15 protein-coding genes are annotated in these 17,105 nt (G+C 39.7%); 5 read left to right on the forward strand and 10 right to left on the reverse strand.

Annotated features, from left to right (window positions below):
• Positions 1–45 precede the first annotated feature (45 nt).
• The gene (locus B806_RS0111040) at positions 46–276 is read left to right on the forward strand and encodes a hypothetical protein (RefSeq protein WP_017385409.1); all 231 of its coding nucleotides are present in this window, start codon (positions 46–48) and stop codon (positions 274–276) included.
• An 8-nt stretch (positions 277–284) separates the two neighbouring features.
• Here B806_RS0111040 and B806_RS0111045 read toward each other — a convergent pair whose 3' ends face one another.
• Both B806_RS0111045 and B806_RS0111050 read right to left on the reverse strand, forming a co-directional pair.
• Positions 285–1,004, reverse strand: a complete 720-nt coding sequence (locus B806_RS0111045) for a UDP-2,3-diacylglucosamine diphosphatase (protein ID WP_017385408.1) — start codon at positions 1,002–1,004, stop codon at positions 285–287.
• Between the two features lie 15 nt (positions 1,005–1,019).
• Positions 1,020–1,529, reverse strand: a complete 510-nt coding sequence (locus B806_RS0111050) for a peptidylprolyl isomerase (protein WP_002122280.1) — start codon at positions 1,527–1,529, stop codon at positions 1,020–1,022.
• Positions 1,530–1,696: 167 nt separating this feature from the next.
• Here B806_RS0111050 and B806_RS0111055 point away from each other — a divergent pair, with 167 nt between their 5' ends.
• Positions 1,697–3,424: a glutamine--tRNA ligase/YqeY domain fusion protein gene (locus tag B806_RS0111055; RefSeq protein WP_017385407.1), complete on the forward strand. Its 1,728-nt coding sequence runs from the start codon at positions 1,697–1,699 to the stop codon at positions 3,422–3,424.
• Positions 3,425–3,850: 426 nt separating this feature from the next.
• Here the strand turns inward: B806_RS0111055 and B806_RS0111060 are convergent, their stop codons facing one another.
• The 5 genes from B806_RS0111060 to B806_RS0111080 all read right to left on the reverse strand — a co-directional run bounded on the left by B806_RS0111060 (position 3,851) and on the right by B806_RS0111080 (position 10,132).
• Positions 3,851–4,573, reverse strand: a complete 723-nt coding sequence (locus B806_RS0111060; RefSeq protein WP_005073676.1) for a glutamine amidotransferase — start codon at positions 4,571–4,573, stop codon at positions 3,851–3,853.
• Between the two features lie 166 nt (positions 4,574–4,739).
• Complete coding sequence (gene eutC, locus B806_RS0111065) at positions 4,740–5,555, reverse strand: ethanolamine ammonia-lyase subunit EutC (RefSeq protein ID WP_017385405.1); 816 nt, start codon at positions 5,553–5,555, stop codon at positions 4,740–4,742.
• A gap of 10 nt (positions 5,556–5,565) precedes the next feature.
• Positions 5,566–6,951, reverse strand: a complete 1,386-nt coding sequence (locus B806_RS0111070; RefSeq protein ID WP_017385404.1) for an ethanolamine ammonia-lyase subunit EutB — start codon at positions 6,949–6,951, stop codon at positions 5,566–5,568.
• A 14-nt stretch (positions 6,952–6,965) separates the two neighbouring features.
• Positions 6,966–8,402 (reverse strand): ethanolamine permease, encoded by a 1,437-nt coding sequence (gene eat, locus B806_RS0111075; RefSeq protein WP_017385403.1) that lies wholly within the window; start codon positions 8,400–8,402, stop codon positions 6,966–6,968.
• Positions 8,403–8,620: 218 nt separating this feature from the next.
• Positions 8,621–10,132, reverse strand: coding sequence for an aldehyde dehydrogenase family protein (locus tag B806_RS0111080; protein WP_017385402.1), 1,512 nt, complete (start codon positions 10,130–10,132; stop codon positions 8,621–8,623).
• Between the two features lie 142 nt (positions 10,133–10,274).
• Between B806_RS0111080 and B806_RS0111085 the strand changes: the two genes are divergently transcribed.
• Positions 10,275–11,465: a helix-turn-helix domain-containing protein gene (locus tag B806_RS0111085; RefSeq protein ID WP_017385401.1), complete on the forward strand. Its 1,191-nt coding sequence runs from the start codon at positions 10,275–10,277 to the stop codon at positions 11,463–11,465.
• Here the strand turns inward: B806_RS0111085 and B806_RS0111090 are convergent.
• Both B806_RS0111090 and B806_RS0111095 read right to left on the reverse strand, forming a co-directional pair.
• Complete coding sequence (locus tag B806_RS0111090) at positions 11,462–12,430, reverse strand: alpha/beta hydrolase (RefSeq protein WP_017385400.1); 969 nt, start codon at positions 12,428–12,430, stop codon at positions 11,462–11,464. The two genes, B806_RS0111085 and B806_RS0111090, sit on opposite strands and share 4 nt — an antisense overlap.
• Before the next feature lie 195 nt (positions 12,431–12,625).
• Positions 12,626–13,798 (reverse strand): iron-containing alcohol dehydrogenase, encoded by a 1,173-nt coding sequence (locus B806_RS0111095; protein ID WP_017385399.1) that lies wholly within the window; start codon positions 13,796–13,798, stop codon positions 12,626–12,628.
• Between the two features lie 230 nt (positions 13,799–14,028).
• Here B806_RS0111095 and B806_RS0111100 point away from each other — a divergent pair, with 230 nt between their 5' ends.
• Both B806_RS0111100 and B806_RS0111105 read left to right on the forward strand, forming a co-directional pair.
• Positions 14,029–15,741: an AAA family ATPase gene (locus tag B806_RS0111100; protein ID WP_017403025.1), complete on the forward strand. Its 1,713-nt coding sequence runs from the start codon at positions 14,029–14,031 to the stop codon at positions 15,739–15,741.
• 43 nt (positions 15,742–15,784) lie between these two features.
• Positions 15,785–16,144 (forward strand): 5-carboxymethyl-2-hydroxymuconate Delta-isomerase, encoded by a 360-nt coding sequence (locus tag B806_RS0111105; protein WP_017385397.1) that lies wholly within the window; start codon positions 15,785–15,787, stop codon positions 16,142–16,144.
• Positions 16,145–16,266: 122 nt separating this feature from the next.
• Here B806_RS0111105 and thiM read toward each other — a convergent pair whose 3' ends face one another.
• Positions 16,267–17,094 (reverse strand): hydroxyethylthiazole kinase, encoded by an 828-nt coding sequence (gene thiM / locus B806_RS0111110; RefSeq protein WP_017385396.1) that lies wholly within the window; start codon positions 17,092–17,094, stop codon positions 16,267–16,269.
• Positions 17,095–17,105: the final 11 nt, after the last annotated feature.

Consider the following 17,105-nt stretch of genomic DNA (forward strand, 5'->3'; position numbering starts at 1 on the left):
ATAAAGAAATATAATTTCATATAAAGTTTTAGTAATCTATTGAAAATGATTGATTTAATGCCAACAGATGCAAAGAGTAAGCTGCGGGAAATTAGAATTGTGAAAGCCTTTATCATTTTTGCATTTGTTTTGAGTCTTTTGATTTTATACATTGAGTATCATACTCATGCATATATAAGCTGGAAATTTGTATTTATTGCCAGTCTTTGTGCGATTTACGATTTTGATTTAAATAACAAAATTAAAGAATTGAAAGTTCAAATAAAAAGTTACTAACTTCATAACTAATAATTCCAGATAATCAATTCAAGCTGTTGCATATTTGAAGAGGGATCAATTTCTAAAATATAAGCTTGATCTTCACGCCAATCGCCAAGAACAATTCGTTGTTTAGCTTGTACTTGGTGAATTGCAGGGCGATGGGTATGCCCATGAATAAGTGTATCTACATATGTTAAAGCAGAAAGTACAGCTTGTTCATTTACATCCATAATTTCATAGCTTTTTTGCTGTTTATCAGCGGAGCTTCTTTTTCGAAAGCCATTAACCAGTTTGGTGCGAAAACTCAGGGGCGTACGGCGTAAAAAAGCCACTAAAAGTGGATTTCGAATAATTTTTCTAAATCTTTGATAGGAAACGTCATCTGTACATAGTGCATCACCGTGTTCTAGGCGGTACTGATGTCCAGCAATATTAAGATAATAAATGTCGGGTAGTAATACACCATTAAATTTATTAAGGAAAATCTGATTTAAAGCAAAATCACGGTTACCTACTTGGAAGTAAACCCGATTTCCTTTTTTGTTAAAGTCTTTTAATGCCTCAATAATTTCATCGAGCCATGGTGCCGAGTAATCATCGCCAATCCAAGCGTTAAACCAGTCACCTAAAATATAAAGCTGTGTTTGTTTATTTTGATAATGCACCAATAAATCTAAAAACCCTCGAACAAGTCGAGGGTGTTCAGGTGACAAGTGTAAATCAGAGATAAACAGATAAGTCACAGCTTATTCCTAAAATTATTCAGAAATAATTTTAGCAGATTCGATTACAACATTTTCTAATGGAACGTCAGCGTGGTAACCACGGTTGCCAGTGCGAACACCTTTGATCGCTTCAACAACATCCATACCTTCAACAACTTTACCAAATACAGCATAACCCCAGCCTTGAGCAGTTTTAGAGGTATGGTTTAAGAAAGAGTTGTTTTTTACGTTAATAAAGAACTGTGCAGAAGCAGAGTGAGGTGCTTGAGTACGTGCCATAGCAATCGTACCAACATCATTGCTTAAACCGTTGTCAGCTTCGTTTTCGATAGAATCACGAGTTGCTTTTTCTTTGAAGTTTTCATCCATCCCGCCACCTTGGATCATGAAACCATCAATGACACGGTGGAAAATAACGCCGTCATAAAAACCGTCACGTACATATTCTAAAAAGTTTGCTACTGTTTTTGGTGCTTTTTCAGTATTTAGTTCAAGAACAATACGACCTTTATTGGTGTTTAATTCGACTTGAGGAAAACTCATTACATTAATCTCCTAAACATGGGCTTATGACCATGGGTTTTTGGTTGAGAGAAGCATAAGCAAACTGTAAACTACAAGGCAAGTAAAAAACGTTAAAATCTTTGTGAAAAATGAAGATAGCGTTTAAATTTTTCGAAATTTATCTACAAAGAAGTGATTGATACACTATGAAGCCTAATGATGTTGTCTCGAGCCTGCCTAATAACCCGACACCGAATACTCATGCCTCTGTCGATTCTGCGCAGCAAGAACAACAGGCTGGCTTAGATTTTGTTCGCCAAGTCATTACTGATGATTTGGCTACGGGACGTGCAAAGCAGATCGTAACGCGTTTTCCACCAGAACCAAATGGTTATTTACACATTGGCCATGTAAAAGCGATTTGCTTGAACTTTGGTGTGGCTGAAGAGTTTGATGGTTTGTGTAATTTGCGTTTTGACGATACAAACCCTGATGCTGAAGAACAAGAGTATGTTGACGGTATTGCTAACGATGTGAAATGGCTTGGTTTTAACTGGAATGGTGAACCACGCTATGCATCGGGTTATTTTGATCAATTATATGCATGGGCAGTTCAACTTATTGAACAAGGCGATGCATATGTAGATTTACAATCTCCAGAAGAAATTAAGTTAAACCGTGGTAGCTTTGTTGAGCCAGGTAAAAACTCTCCATACCGTGATGCTTCTATTGAAGAGAATCTTGCTCGCTTTGAAAAAATGCGTAGCGGTGAGTTTAAAGAGGGTGAAGCGGTTTTACGTGCCAAGATTGATATGGCAAGTACAAATGTACATATGCGTGATCCGATTTTATATCGCGTATTACATTCAGAGCATCACCAAACTGGCGATAAATGGAAAATCTATCCAATGTATGACTATGCTCATCCATTGTCTGATGCGATTGAAGGGATTACCCATTCGCTTTGTACATTAGAGTTCCAAGATCACCGTCCGTTTTATGACTGGATTGTAGAAAAAGTAAAATCTAAAGCTGTTCCGCATCAGTACGAATCTTCACGTTTAAACGTGGACTACACCATTACGTCAAAACGTAAATTACGTAAATTGGTGGAAGGTGCGTATGTAAATGGTTGGGATGACCCACGTATGCCAACCGTAGTCGGTATGCGCCGTCGTGGTTTTACTCCTGAAGGCTTACGTGATTTTTGTAAGCGTGTAGGCGTGTCAAAAACTGACGGTATTGTTGATGTTGCAATGCTTGAGTTCTGTATTCGTCAATCTTTAGAAAATACTGCTGCGCGTGGTATGGCTGTTTTAAGTCCACTTAAAGTGACTTTAACTAATTTACCTGAAGATATGGATCTTACGCATGCTCGCCATCCTAATGTTGATATGGGTGATCGTGTGATTCCTTTAACTAAGGAAATCTATATTGATCGTAAAGATTTTGAAGAAGTACCGCCAAAAGGCTTTAAACGTTTAATTCCTGACGGTGAAGTGCGTTTACGACATGCTTACGTGATTAAATGTGATGAAGTCATTAAAGATGCAAATGGTGAGGTGATTGAACTGAAATGTTCAATTGACCCTGAAACTCTAGGAAAGAATCCGGAAGGCCGTAAAGTTAAAGGTGTGATTCACTGGGTATCTGCAACTAAAGGGATTCCTGCTGAAGTGCGTATTTACGATCGTTTGTTTACTGAAGCCGCACCTGATGCAGATGATGACTTCTTGGCAAATCTTAATCCTGAATCATTAAAAGTGGTACAAGCTGTCATTGAGCCAGCTTTGGCACAAGCGAATCCTGAAGATCGTTTCCAATTTGAGCGTGAAGGCTATTTTGTCGCTGATCAATATGATCATTCACCAGAGAAACCGGTTTTCAACCGTATTCTTGATTTGAAAGATAGCTTCAAGCCTGAGAAAAAGTAAGAGATTGATTATCTCTTACTTTTTCGCAAGACGAACAACATGTTGTGAGTAAACAAGAGATATAAAAAAGCCCAACTCAGTTGGGCTTTTTATTTAGATGTCTTCTCATATTTTCTTTTTCTTTATGATTAATATCCTTGGCAAATTAGCTTAGGTTGGATTAATCACATAAAAATAAAGAACCAAGATTATAAGGAGAATACATGAAAGCAATAAATAAGTATTGACCGTATTAAAGCTTTTAAGAAATTTCCAGATATCCATAGTAAATCAACGTATATTTCGTGTTACAAATTAATAATACACTGAAAATTTTATTAAATGTTTGTTAAAGGCGAATATAGCACTCTCTTTGTTTGAAAAATAAGCAAACAATAATACCAAATGGTAAAATTTAATATTAGCGCACATTCGAGTCTTTATAGTTTATCCACTATAACCAATTCTTTTTAAGAATTTTTGAATAACCTCAAATGCAGCATGTTCAAGTGCTTGAGCATATTGTAAGTTTTCTTCGCGAAGTTTCTGAATCGAAATCTTGGCATTACGAAGTTCACATGTGTGGCCAATTAACCATTTCTCAAAATTTTCTTCTGTTGTTTCAATATGAAACTGCAACGCGAGAATATTATTTCCAACTTCAAATGCCTGATTGGTATAAATCTCTGAACTAGCTAATAACACCGCGTTTTCAGGGAGATCGAAAGTATCGCCATGCCAATGTAGAACATGGACATTATTAAGCAAAGGAGATAACACCTGATTGGCACGTAGGCTTAAGCTCAGTGGTCCCCAACCAATTTCTTTTTGATGTCCTGCATATACTTTTGCGCCAAGCGCATGGGCAATCAGCTGCGCACCTAAGCAAATACCAAGTGTAGGTTTATCTGCTGCTAAACGTTGTTTGAGTAAAGCAATTTCATCTTTTAAAAATGGATAATCTTCAGTTTCATAAACCCCGATTGGACCACCTAAAATAATAGTTAATCCATCGTGTGCAAAAGCAGCAGTTAAATCATCTACACCTGCTTCAAAATAACGGACGCGAAATCCGAGTTGATAAAAGACATCTTCTAATGAACCTAAGTCTTCGAAAGCAAGATGCTGAATGGCATAAATAGTTTTAGGGAAGGCGTTTGTTGTGTTCATACAAATGATTCATAGAAGATCAATAGGTGGAGTATAGCGATAAATATAAAGAAGAAAATATCTGTATAAATCGTCAATACCTGAAAATTGATATTTTTCGTTAAGATAATATGGTTATGCAAAGGATTATCTATTTTCCAATAAATCTCTTTGCATATTCCATTGCTTAAAATAATAGCTTTTGAGTTTCTTCAAAATCTATATTTGGAAGTTGATGTTCATCTTTCAAATTAACTCCTGAAAAGCCAAGCTGTTTTGATTTTTTCATTAATGCCATTAAACGTTGTACTGCAACTGGAATACTTAAACCTGCTGAGCGAACATTAGAAATACAATTACGTTTGGCATCGAGGCAGCCTGAATATGCATTCCATGTGTAGTAAATTCCCATACTGTCAGGAGAGCTTAAACCAGGGCGCTCACCGATTAGCATCACAAGCATGGTTGCTTTAAAGATTTCTGCGACTTCATCGCCTAATGCAACCCGACTGCCTGTCGCAATTGTAATTGGTGCAAGGCTCCAGTTTTCTTGCTGAACTTGTTCATTCAGCATTGTAATAAATGGAATAGCATTCGCTTCAATCGCTCTTGCGGAGAGACCGTCACCGACTACAATACAAACATCATACTGTTGCGTGTTTTCTGCATACTTCTTAATTAAGACTTCTTTTGATAGGTTTGAAAGCTGACGACCTAAATCTGGACGTTTAAGATAAATTTCTTTATTAGGTGCATTACTTTGGACATGAAGACTTTGCAGCTGTTTTTGCGTTAATTGCTCAGATAAATATGAAACATTCATGTCTTGATAAACCGCATCTTTTGCTTGTGCATGCGACAACTGAAATTCAAGTAAGGCGCGTGTTGGGATACTACAACCCGCACGGCCCAGAGCAATACGGGCATCGGTAAACTGTTTAAGTTTTTCCCACTGATCTTGATGGGTAGAAGATGGATATTGAATATCACGGTTCAGTTTCATGGTGTTCTCCCTAGTTCATGAGCAGACGAGAGAATTGGTCGGGCATGTGGTCTGCCCAACATATTTGGGAGTTTTGTTGTTTAAAAATACCTTGCTGTTCAAGCCATGCTGAAAACTCAGGAGCGGGTTTTAAACCGAGGAGTTGTCTTAAATAGAGGGCATCATGGAATGAAGTGGTTTGATAGTTGAGCATGACATCGTCTGAACCCGGAATCCCCATTATAAAGTTAATGCCCGCGGCACCAAACAGAGTAAGGAGAACATCCATATCATTTTGGTCAGCATCGGCATGGTTGGTATAGCAAATGTCGCAGCCCATTGGCACACCAAGCAACTTACCGCAGAAGTGGTCTTCTAGACCTGCACGTATAATTTGTTTGCCATTAAAAAGATATTCGGGACCAATAAAACCAACGACTGTATTTACTAAAAGCGGATTGTATTTACGGGCGACTGCATAAGCACGCGTTTCTAATGTTTGCTGGTCAACGCCGTGATGTGCATTGCTGGATAACGCACTGCCTTGACCCGTTTCAAAGTACATGACGTTTTGTCCAATGGTTCCGCGCTTGAGTGCAAGTGTGGCTTCATATCCTTCTTGTAGTAAATCGAGCGATATTCCAAAGCCTTCGTTAGCCAGTTGTGTACCAGCGATTGATTGGAACATTAAATCAATTGGCACATTTTTTTCAGCAAGTTGAATGCCTGAGCTGATATGTGTGAGAACACAAGATTGTGTTGGAATCTGATATTCCTGAATGACATGATCAAGTAATTTTAGTAGCTCTGACAAATTATGAAGATTATCTGTGGCGGGGTTAATGCCAATCACGGCATCACCATTGCCATACATTAAACCATCTAAAATACTGGCAGAAATACCGAGCACATCATCGGTCGGGTGGTTCGGTTGTAAACGGGTAGAAAGATGGCCTTTTAAACCAATCGTGTTGCGAAACTGGGTGACCACTTCACATTTGCTGGCGACATAAATTAAATCTTGATTGCGCATAATTTTGCTGACAGCAGCTACCATTTCTGGAGTTAAACCTGATACTAAGGCTTTTAAACTTTGAGCAGTGGCTTCTTCTCCAAGTAACCAATTTCGAAAATCACCTACTGTAAAGTGTGAAATAGGGGCAAAGGCTGCCAGATCATGTTCATCAATAATTAGTCTTGTAATTTCATCAGTTTCGTAATCGACCACAACTTCATTTAAAAAGGTTTTAAGTGGTACATCGGCCAAAGTCATTTGTGCCGCAACATGTTCGGTTGCATCTCTGGCCGCTACACCTGCTAATTCATCACCTGAACGTAACGGCGTTGCTTTTGCCATCAAGGTCTTCAAGTCAGCAAAGTGATACTGTTGATTGGCGACAATATTGCGATAACTCATAGTTGAATCCTTTTTTATAGTTCTTGTTCTGCGGCTTTAATATTTGCAAACTCTTCTTCTGGTGTACCTTTAACTAAATGATAACGGCTATAGAATAAAAAGTAAGCAATAAATACGACATAAATAGCGGCAGCAATAAACCAAACTTTTGGGTTAACAACAAAGCCCGCAACTACAGCAGCGACTGCTAGAACTAAGGCAATACTTGAAGTAACGATTCCTCCAGGAGTTTTATAAGGACGAGGCATGTCGGGTTTAGATAGGCGTAGTTTGATGTGAGATAAAAGAATCAATACATAGGAAATGGTGGCACCAAAAACAGCGATTAAAATGAGTGAATCACCTTCTTTGGTGAGTGAAAGCAAGAACCCAATAATGCCCGGAATAATAATTGCGAGATAAGGGGCTTTATTTTTATTGGTTAAAGAGAGTGAAGTAGGTAAGTAACCAGCACGAGAGAGTGCAAAAATTTGACGCGAATAGGCATAGATAATTGAAAAGAAACTCGCGATTAAACCTGCTAAACCAACAAAGTTAACAAAAGTCGCAAGCCAAGTATTGGTGCCATACACTTTAACCAGAGCATCGACGAGGGGAGCGCCAGAGTTTTGTAAAGTACTTGCACCCGCTGCACCTGCACCTAAGAATAAAATGAGCATGGCAAAGGCTGTTAAGATGAGCATTGCTCCGATTAAACCGCGTGGCAGAGATTTGGCTGGATCTTTCGCTTCTTCGGCTGCTAATGGCACACCTTCAACTGCAAGGAAAAACCAGATTGCAAAGGGAACTGCGGCCCAGATGCCTAAATAGCCATGAGGTAGAAAACGACTTGCACCAGCTGCTGTGCCAACAGGAATATCTAACAGGTTTTGTGTATTAAAATGTGGAATCATTGCGACAATAAACACAACTAGAGCAACAGCTGCGACAAGTGTAATTGCGAACATAATTTTTAAGGCTTCGCCGGCACCTTTTAGATGTATGCCCATAAAAATGGCATAGCAGGCGAGGTAAATCATCCAGCCATTAATGCCAAATAAAGATTCGCAATAACCGCCAATAAACACGGCAATCGCCGCTGGTGCAATTGCGTATTCAATTAAAATGGCTGTTCCTGTTAAATAGCCCCCAAAAGGACCAAAGGCAGCACGTGCAAAACTATAACCGCCACCTGCTGTCGGCATCATGGTGGACATTTCTGACATAGAAAGACACAGGCACAGATACATGATTGCAGCAAGGGCAGTGGCAATAAACATACCACCCCAGCCGCCTTGGGCTATGCCGAAGTTCCAGCCAGCAAAATCACCTGATATCACATACGCTACGCCTAAACCAATCAGGAGTAACCAACCAACGGTACCTTGTTTAAGTTGGCGCTGAGCAAAATATTCTGCTGACGAGACTTCTGTCTTTGAGGAAATAATGGAAGCTGTTTCTGGTTGATTCATACAATACTCCTGCGAGTGGATTTGTATGAATTAATGCAAAAGCAATGCCTAAATGAAGCACCTCAGGGAGTAGATAGAACTTTTTTGTTCTAAATGATAAAAATTCAATCTTAACAATCGGGAATAAAGAAGCCAGTAATCTAAATTACTGGCTTCTTATATATTAATGGTCTTACTTCTTCTAGTGTTGATAGTTTGGTATCAACTTGGTGCGAAACTTAGAAGAAGCCCATTGGTTTAGTTGAATAACTCACCAACAAGTTTTTAGTTTGTTGATAATGATCTAGCATCATCTTATGGTTTTCACGACCAATACCTGACTTCTTGTAACCACCAAATGCAGCATGTGCAGGGTAGATGTTATAGCAGTTTGTCCAAACACGGCCAGCTTCAATAGCACGACCAGCACGATAAGAAATGTGAGCTGAACGTGACCATACACCTGCACCTAAACCATACATGGTGTCATTGGCAATTTTAATTGCATCGTCAAAGTCTTTGAATGTTGTCACAGCAAGTACAGGTCCAAAAATTTCTTCTTGGAAAACTTGCATACCATTGTGACCTTTAAAAATAGTCGGATCGACATAGTAACCATCGCCTACTTCTTTACGGCCGCTACCGCCAAGTAATAGCTCTGCACCTTCTTCACGACCAGTGTTAATACAACGTAAGATTTTCTCTTGTTGTTGCAAAGATGCTTGAGCACCAATCATGGTTTCAGTATCAAGTGGATGACCAGTTTTAATACGTTTTACACGCTCGACAGCCATCTCTAAGAACTGATCAGCAATGCTTTCTTGTACTAAAGCACGAGAAGGGCAAGTACATACTTCACCTTGGTTTAAGGCAAACATAGCAAAACCTTCAAGCGTTTTTTCTAAGAAGTCGTCTTCTTTATCCATGATATCTTCGAAGAAAAGGTTTGGTGACTTACCACCAAGTTCTAAAGTGACTGGAATAATATTTTCAGTCGCATATTGCATTACCATTTGTCCAGTTTGGGTTGAACCTGTGAATGCGATTTTTGCAATACGTGGGTTGGTAGCTAACGGGCGGCCGACTTCTGAACCGAAACCATTGACAATATTAAGTACACCCGGCGGCAAAATGTCTTGGATGAGTTCAGCCACCAACAAAATACCCACTGGAGTTTGTTCAGCTGGCTTAATCACAACACAGTTACCTGCTGCTAAAGCAGGTGCAAGTTTCCATGCTGCCATCAAAATTGGGAAGTTCCATGGAATAATTTGACCAACTACACCGAGTGGTTCATGGAAATGATAAGCAATGGTATCTTCGTCAATTTCAGAGATGCCACCTTCTTGAGCACGAATACATCCAGCGAAATAACGGAAATGGTCAATCGCAAGCGGAAGGTCAGCTGCTAAAGTTTCACGTACTGCTTTACCATTATCCCAAGTTTCGGCAACAGCAAGCATTTCAAGATTTGCTTCTAAACGATCAGCAATTTTTAAAAGTATATTTGAGCGTACCGTCGGTGATGCTTTATTCCATGTTGCTTTCGCTTTATGTGCTGCATCTAGAGCGAGTTCAATATCTTCGGCACTAGAGCGTGGAATACGTGTGAAAGCTTTTCCATCAACAGGAGATACATTGTCAAAATATGCACCCTTTAAAGGTGCCACCCATTCACCGCCAATAAAATTTTCGTATTGTGATTTAAATTGAACTTTTGAGCCTGGTTGATTTGGATCGATATAGCGCATATAAATATTCCTTTGCTTTTTAGGACTAAAGACTAACAAGAACCCTGTCAGTAGGTACTTTCGTACTTTGTATAATTAGGATATAAAGAAGAAGGTTGGAGAAAGGTTGGAATAGAAATGTGGATATATAAGGAATTTACAAATGTTCACAAAAAAGGATTTATTGCAGCAACGGACGTTGATTGATCAACTGCGCACGCAAAATAGTCTCTCTCCTCAGAACGCTGCCAAACTCGGCCAAAGTATTGCAAGCTCGTGGGAACGATCGGCTTCTGCCGCGATTCCTAAAGAGCGTTTTGCTGCTCCATTAGTCGAGAAAAAAACTGCTTCACAAAATGCTTTAGATATGGCTTTAAGCCAATGTGCCGATGACTTACGTCATATTGCAGAGCAATCTTCAATGGTAATTGCTGTCGGTGATATTGGCAGTACGATTATCTGGACGGCACCAAGTGCTCAAATGCAAAGTGCTGCTGAGCGTGTACATTTCGTACAAGGTGGTCAGTGGCGTGAAGAATTTGTGGGCACCAATGCCTTGGCTTTATCTTTAAAAACTCAACAATCAAGCTGTGTTTTTTCAAACGAACATTACATGGAGTCGATTCATGATTGGGTGTGTTATGCCGCGCCGATTATCGATCCATATTCAAAACAAACCCTTGGTGTCGTTGATTTATCAACCACTTGGAAGAACCATAATAGTTTAGGAATTCTGGCCGCTGAACGTTGTGCATCCATTATTCAGTCTGCTTTGTTAGAGCAGCAGCGCCAGCAATTACATATTCGTGCATTTTCGACACCGCAAGTTAAATTTAATGGCAAAAGTTTATTATTAACGCCGCGTCAAATTGAAATTTTAACCATATTGGCACTATGTCCACATGGTTTAACTTTAGAGCATCTTTATCAGGCGCTCTATGGCGAACGTAAAGTAAGCATGGGCACACTTAAAGCTGAAATGTCTCAACTACGAGATATTTTGGGTGGTTTACTTGGTTCTCGTCCATATCGTTTACTTGTACATGTAGAGGCCGATTTTTTACAAGCGGAACAAGCACTCGATGCAGGATATGCAGCCTCGGCTTTGCAGCTTTACACAGGTGTATTTCTGGCAAAAACTGAAAGTCCGTTTTTATGTGCATGGCGTGACTGCCTTGAATCACGCTTGAGCGATGCAATTTTTAAAACGCAAGAAACTGATTTATTACTTAAGCATTTAGCTCATTTCCCTGAAGCAATCGATGCGGTAGAGCGTCTTATGGAGTTAGTTCCGAGCGAACATCCTGCGCATCAATTGCTGATGAAATACCTTGACTCACCTAAGCTCAGTTAAGTGATTTTTTGATCCAGCCACTGAAACAATTGTTGATAGACTTGTTCTCGTACTGGCTGGGCCGAAAGGACTAGGTCATGCAACCCATTGTGAATAGACACAACAGAGACATCACCTTTGATTTTTTTACCAAATTTTTCAATGTCTTTAACGTCTAAAATTACATCGCTTTGAGTCGCATCTGCTCCCCATTTGCGCGGGTTTTTAGTTTGATGCGAATGCATAATCAGTGCGGGAACGTTTAGTTTAACCCCGCGGTGAATCTCTTTTTGTGCCGTATGAATCGCATGTACAAAGCTGAGTTGAACTGTAGGGGCAGAGGTTGGTTTCCAGTCAAGGTTAAACTCCCATTCACCTTTGAGCTGCTTGTGAAGACTGGTGGTGTACCATTTGTTGAGTTGGCTTGGGAATTTAACTTTTGGTAGATATTTTCCTACTCGACTGAGCATTGGAATACCAAATTTCTTTTCAACTAGACTTAAATTAAAGTCGTAAAACGGACTATTTGCCCATAGCGCTTTAATAAGAGGATGATCTGGATGATGGGCAGCATAAAGCGTTGCTGTCAAACCACCAGTTGAATGACCAGCGAATAAAACCTGAGTGTGTTGCTCTTCGCCAATAATCTGTAATGCTTGAGTAATTTCGGCGTTGTATTCATTTAAATCAAGCACATTATAGAAAATTTGATGAGGCAGCTTTGAGCGGCCATATTTTCTTAAATCAAGTGCATAGAAGTCATAACCATGAGCATTGAATTGCTCAGCCATTTCGGTTTGAAAGAAATAATCTAAAAAACCATGAATATATAGTACGGCTTTTTGAGTAGATTGAGCAGCTTTTTTACGCACTAAGGTGGCTACAACTTTCCCTTCATAATCATCAGGAAAACTAAGTGTGAGCTGTTCGTAGCCCGTGCCTAAAATATCTGGAACATAAGTTTGATTAGCTAAAGATGTATTCATTTTTATCGAGCTATTGTAATTAAGACATGCTGAGTATCCTTCAATGAAATGGGCGAATTGTCAATCAGGTTTAGAGAAGGTTGGAGTATAGGTTCTAAAAAAAGGGAATACCGCTGGAGCTAAGTATTCCCCAAAAAAGTAAGTCAACGGTCGGAGGGATTTGACTTACTAGAGGGATATGCCATTACATCAGTATTAAAGTGCTGCTTTGAAAATCTCCACAACTTGCGCATGATTTGCTTTACGAGGGTTGGTGAGCATACATGCATCTTTTTGAGCATTATCTGCCATCACTGCAAGGTCTTCAGTTTTTACACCAAGCTCGGTTAAACCAGATGGAATACCAATTGATGAAGACAGTTTACGAATGGCATCAATTGCAGCATAGGCAGCTTCTGTTACGGTGAGTCCGTGAGTTTTTACACCCATTAACTCTGCGATTTTTGCGTAGCGATCTGGGCAAGCAATTAAGTTAAATTCACAAACGTGTGGTAACAAGATTGCATTACATACGCCGTGAGGTAGGTTGTAGAAACCGCCTAACTGGTGCGCCATTGCGTGAACATAACCTAAAGATGCGTTGTTAAACGCCATGCCAGCCAAGTATTGTGCATAGCTCATTGCATCACGCGCTTCGATGTTTTCACCATTTGCGACCGCAGGTTGTAACCACTGGCTAATCATCGTAATCGCTTTTTCTGCACACGCATCAGTAATCGGGTTCGCCGCCGTAGAAACATATGCTTCAACTGCATGGGTTAATGCATCCATACCTGTTGCAGCGGTTAAACCAGCCGGTTTTGCAATCATGAGTTTCGGGTCATCGATCGCAATGAGTGGAGTACAACGCCAGTCGACAATTGCCATTTTTACGTGAGTATCGGTATTGGTGATAATACAGAAACGAGTCATTTCAGATGCCGTACCAGCTGTGGTGTTCACTGCAATCAATGGCGTCATCGGTACTTTGCTTTTATCAATGCCTTCGTAGTCACGAATATGGCCGCCACCCGCAGTGACTAAACCAATCCCTTTGGCACAGTCGTGAGATGAACCGCCACCTAGAGAGACAATAAAGTCACAGCCATTTTCATTATAGGCATCTACACCGTTATGAACATTAATATCGGTTGGGTTAGGTTCAGCACCTGGAAATATATGGCTTGCAACGCCTGCTTCAGTTAAATAGTTTGCGATAAGATCTGCAACACCAAATTTAAATAAGCCTTCATCGGTCACAATTAATGCTTTTTTTGCGCCGAGGTTTTGTGCCTTTGTACCAATTTCTTTAGCACATCCTGGTCCAAAGAGTGATACGCATGGAATATAAAAACCGTTTGTTTGATCTGCAATATTTTTAAAAGCCATGGAGTGATTCCTTCTTCCATAAATCCATTGTTTGTTATTACAGGTGAGCCTCACCATGGCCTTAGTATTGTGATGTGAAGTTTATTTTCCTACCTACCAAAAACCTACCAAATATTATTTTGTTTTTAATTATTGATTTATATGTGATTTTTAGAAAGTTTGGCACATTCATTTAATTTTTTCGGGAAAATCGTTAAGCTATGGGCTGTTGAAGATGTACATATGAGATTATGAAACAGGAAACTGCGCTTAAACTGCTTAAAGCAGGTGAAAATGTCTTTTTAACCGGTTCGGCTGGTGCAGGGAAAACCTATACACTTAATCAGTACATCCAATACCTCAAAGCACGTAAAGTGCCTGTGGCAATTACGGCGTCTACAGGTATTGCAGCAACACATATGAACGGTATGACCATTCATACATGGGCTGGCATTGGCATTAAAGATCTGTTAACTGACGACGATCTAAAACGCATGAAAGAGCGTAAATATCTCAAGGAACATCTTGAAAATGCGCAAGTTCTTGTGATTGATGAAATCTCAATGTTACACGCGAAACAGCTTAATCTGGTCAATCAAGTTCTAAAATATTTTAAAGAAAGCGACGAAGCATTCGGTGGTATTCAAGTCATTGTGGCTGGAGATTTCTTCCAGTTGCCGCCTGTAGGACGTAATGGTGAAGCCAATCGTGACAAGTTCTGCTTTATGTCAGATGCATGGGTCGAAGCCAAATTCCGCGTATGTTATTTAACAGAACAACACCGTCAAGATGATGAAATTCTGAATCAGATTTTAAACGCTATTCGCGCGCAAAATATTCAAGCAGATCATTTGCAAGCACTGCGTCAATCACGCTCGCATGATATTGGTGAGACCTTTACTCGTCTTTATACGCACAATATGGATGTTGACAATATCAATTATCAGCACCTAAATGAAATTGATAATGAAGGGCATCAATTCAATGCTGTTTTAGATGGTAATGAAAAGTTATTAGAAACTTTAAAATCTTCAGTGCGTGCGCCAGAAGAACTCACACTTAAAAAGCATGCCAAAGTCATGTTTGTAAAAAATAACTTTGATATGGGCTATATCAACGGAAGTTTGGGTGAAGTCATCGGCTTTGAGGAAGATGACGAAAATGGCTTACTGCCGAAAGTAAAACTGACTGATGGCACCACTTTACTGGTTGCCCCTGAAACTTGGTCAGTCGAAAACGAAGCAGGCAAAGTGATTGCAAGTTTTCAGCAAATCCCACTTCGTTTAGCGTGGGCGATTACTATTCATAAAAGCCAAGGTATGACTTTAGAAGCGGCTGAAATTAACCTCATGAATACCTTCGAGAAAGGTCAGGGTTATGTTGCATTGTCGCGCTTAAAATCTTTAACTGGTCTAAAATTATTAGGTATTAACGAGCAAGCTTTGAAGTTAGACAGTTTAGCTGTCAAAGCCGATCGCCGTTTCCAAGAACTTTCAAAAGAGGCCGAAGACAACTTTGCAGATGTAGATTTAACTGCTCAGCATAAAGCGTTTATTCGTCATTGTGGCGGTACCTTAAATGAAACCGAGATCTCTCGTAATGAGAAGAAACTCGCAAAAGGTGGCAAGCAAAATTACGCTACGGCAACTTTAGATGAGACACGTGTTTTGTTTGAAGAAGGCTATGAGATTGAAGACATCGCGCATGAACGTGGTTTAACCCCAGCGACAATTATTAATCACTTGGCTCGACTTCATAAAGAGCAAAAGCTAGATATTTCGATTGCTCATCCAGGTGAAGAAGTGGTCGAAGAAATTCGTAAAATTTATAAGAAGCTGAAAAAGCGCCAAAATCCAGATCATTTTTCTGATGATGGTTCGATCAAACTAAGACCAATTGTTGAAGCAACCAGTCCTCGAATGGGATATGATCAGGTCCGATTAGCTTTATTATTTATTGAGTAAAGTTTAATTAGCTTAATGACTTATTATATAAATTGAGGTGGCTATGCCGCACGTTATAGTTGATTATTCAGAAAATTTAACTGGATTAAACGCAAAACAATTACTTGAAGAAATTAATACCACATTGATTGATACAGAGCTATTTAGTCCAGAAGACATTAAAAGCCGTGCGCGTAAAGATGATGTTTTTCTCATTGGCTTAGGGGCTGATCAAGCCTATATTCATGTAAAAGCCTACATTTTGTCAGGAAGAATAGCTGAACAAAAACAACTTATGGGTGAGCAGTTATTAGCGGCACTCAGCAACAAAAAATATCTACAACCAGAGTTTAATAAAGAAATTCAATTGTGCGTTGAGCTTGTCGATATGCCAAGAGAAGATTATTTCAAGCAAGTTGTATAACACTAAAAAGCGCAATTTCGATCAAGAATAGCGATTAGCACTATGTAAAAGTAGTGCTATCGAATGAACAGACATCTACTTACTTTTAAAGTGAGTCTAGCGTGATACAGGCATAACCTAGATTATGCCAGTATCTCTAAAAGCTTAATATCTGCATATTGCTCAATCAAGTTGTCATCTAGCATGTGGATGTAATCCATAAAGATGGTGCTAAAACTTCCCATAGTTTGCGCTTGATTTGCAGCAAGTTTACCCGCAATCGCAAAATGAACATGAGCTGAAAGAGCAGCAATTGTTGGCGTCGTCACATCGCTATATGCTGCGATTAACGCACCTAAAGCGCAGCCTGTTGCTGTGATTTTGGGCTGTAAAGGGCTTCCGCCGTTCACTTGAATAACGGTGTCTAATTCTTTAGATAAAATATAATCTGACTCACCTGAAATAGCGATACAGTCCGCATGTGCTAATAGTGCATAAGCCTGTTGATAGGCTTGATCACTGCTTAAAGTACTATCTACACCTTTAGATTGAACTTGGTTGCCTGCAAGCGTACTAATTTCTGAGGCATTACCACGAATAACGCTTGGCTTGAACTGTAAAAGCTCGTCTGTCATTTGACTACGCCAAGCTAAAATTGGTCCATAGCCGACTGGATCAAGCACCCATGGAATGCCATTGAGCTGTGCAGTCTTGGCAGAGATTTGCATAGCTTGCATTTGCTCTGAGGTTGGCGTACCCAAGTTAATGCTCAAAGCTGATGAAATTTTAGTAAAACTTTCAGCTTCATAAGGATTATCAATCATGGCAGGTGAAGCACCAGAAGCAAGTAAGACATTGGCTGTATAGTTGGCCGCAACACTATTGGTAATGCATTGCACAAGAGGAGTTTTTGCCTGCATGTTTTGCCAAGCGTCAATTACCTGCTCAATCAAAGTCGATGCTGATGTCATATTATTATCCT

Source organism: Acinetobacter sp. TG2027 (assembly GCF_000302435.1).
Lineage (GTDB): Bacteria > Pseudomonadota > Gammaproteobacteria > Pseudomonadales > Moraxellaceae > Acinetobacter > Acinetobacter pittii.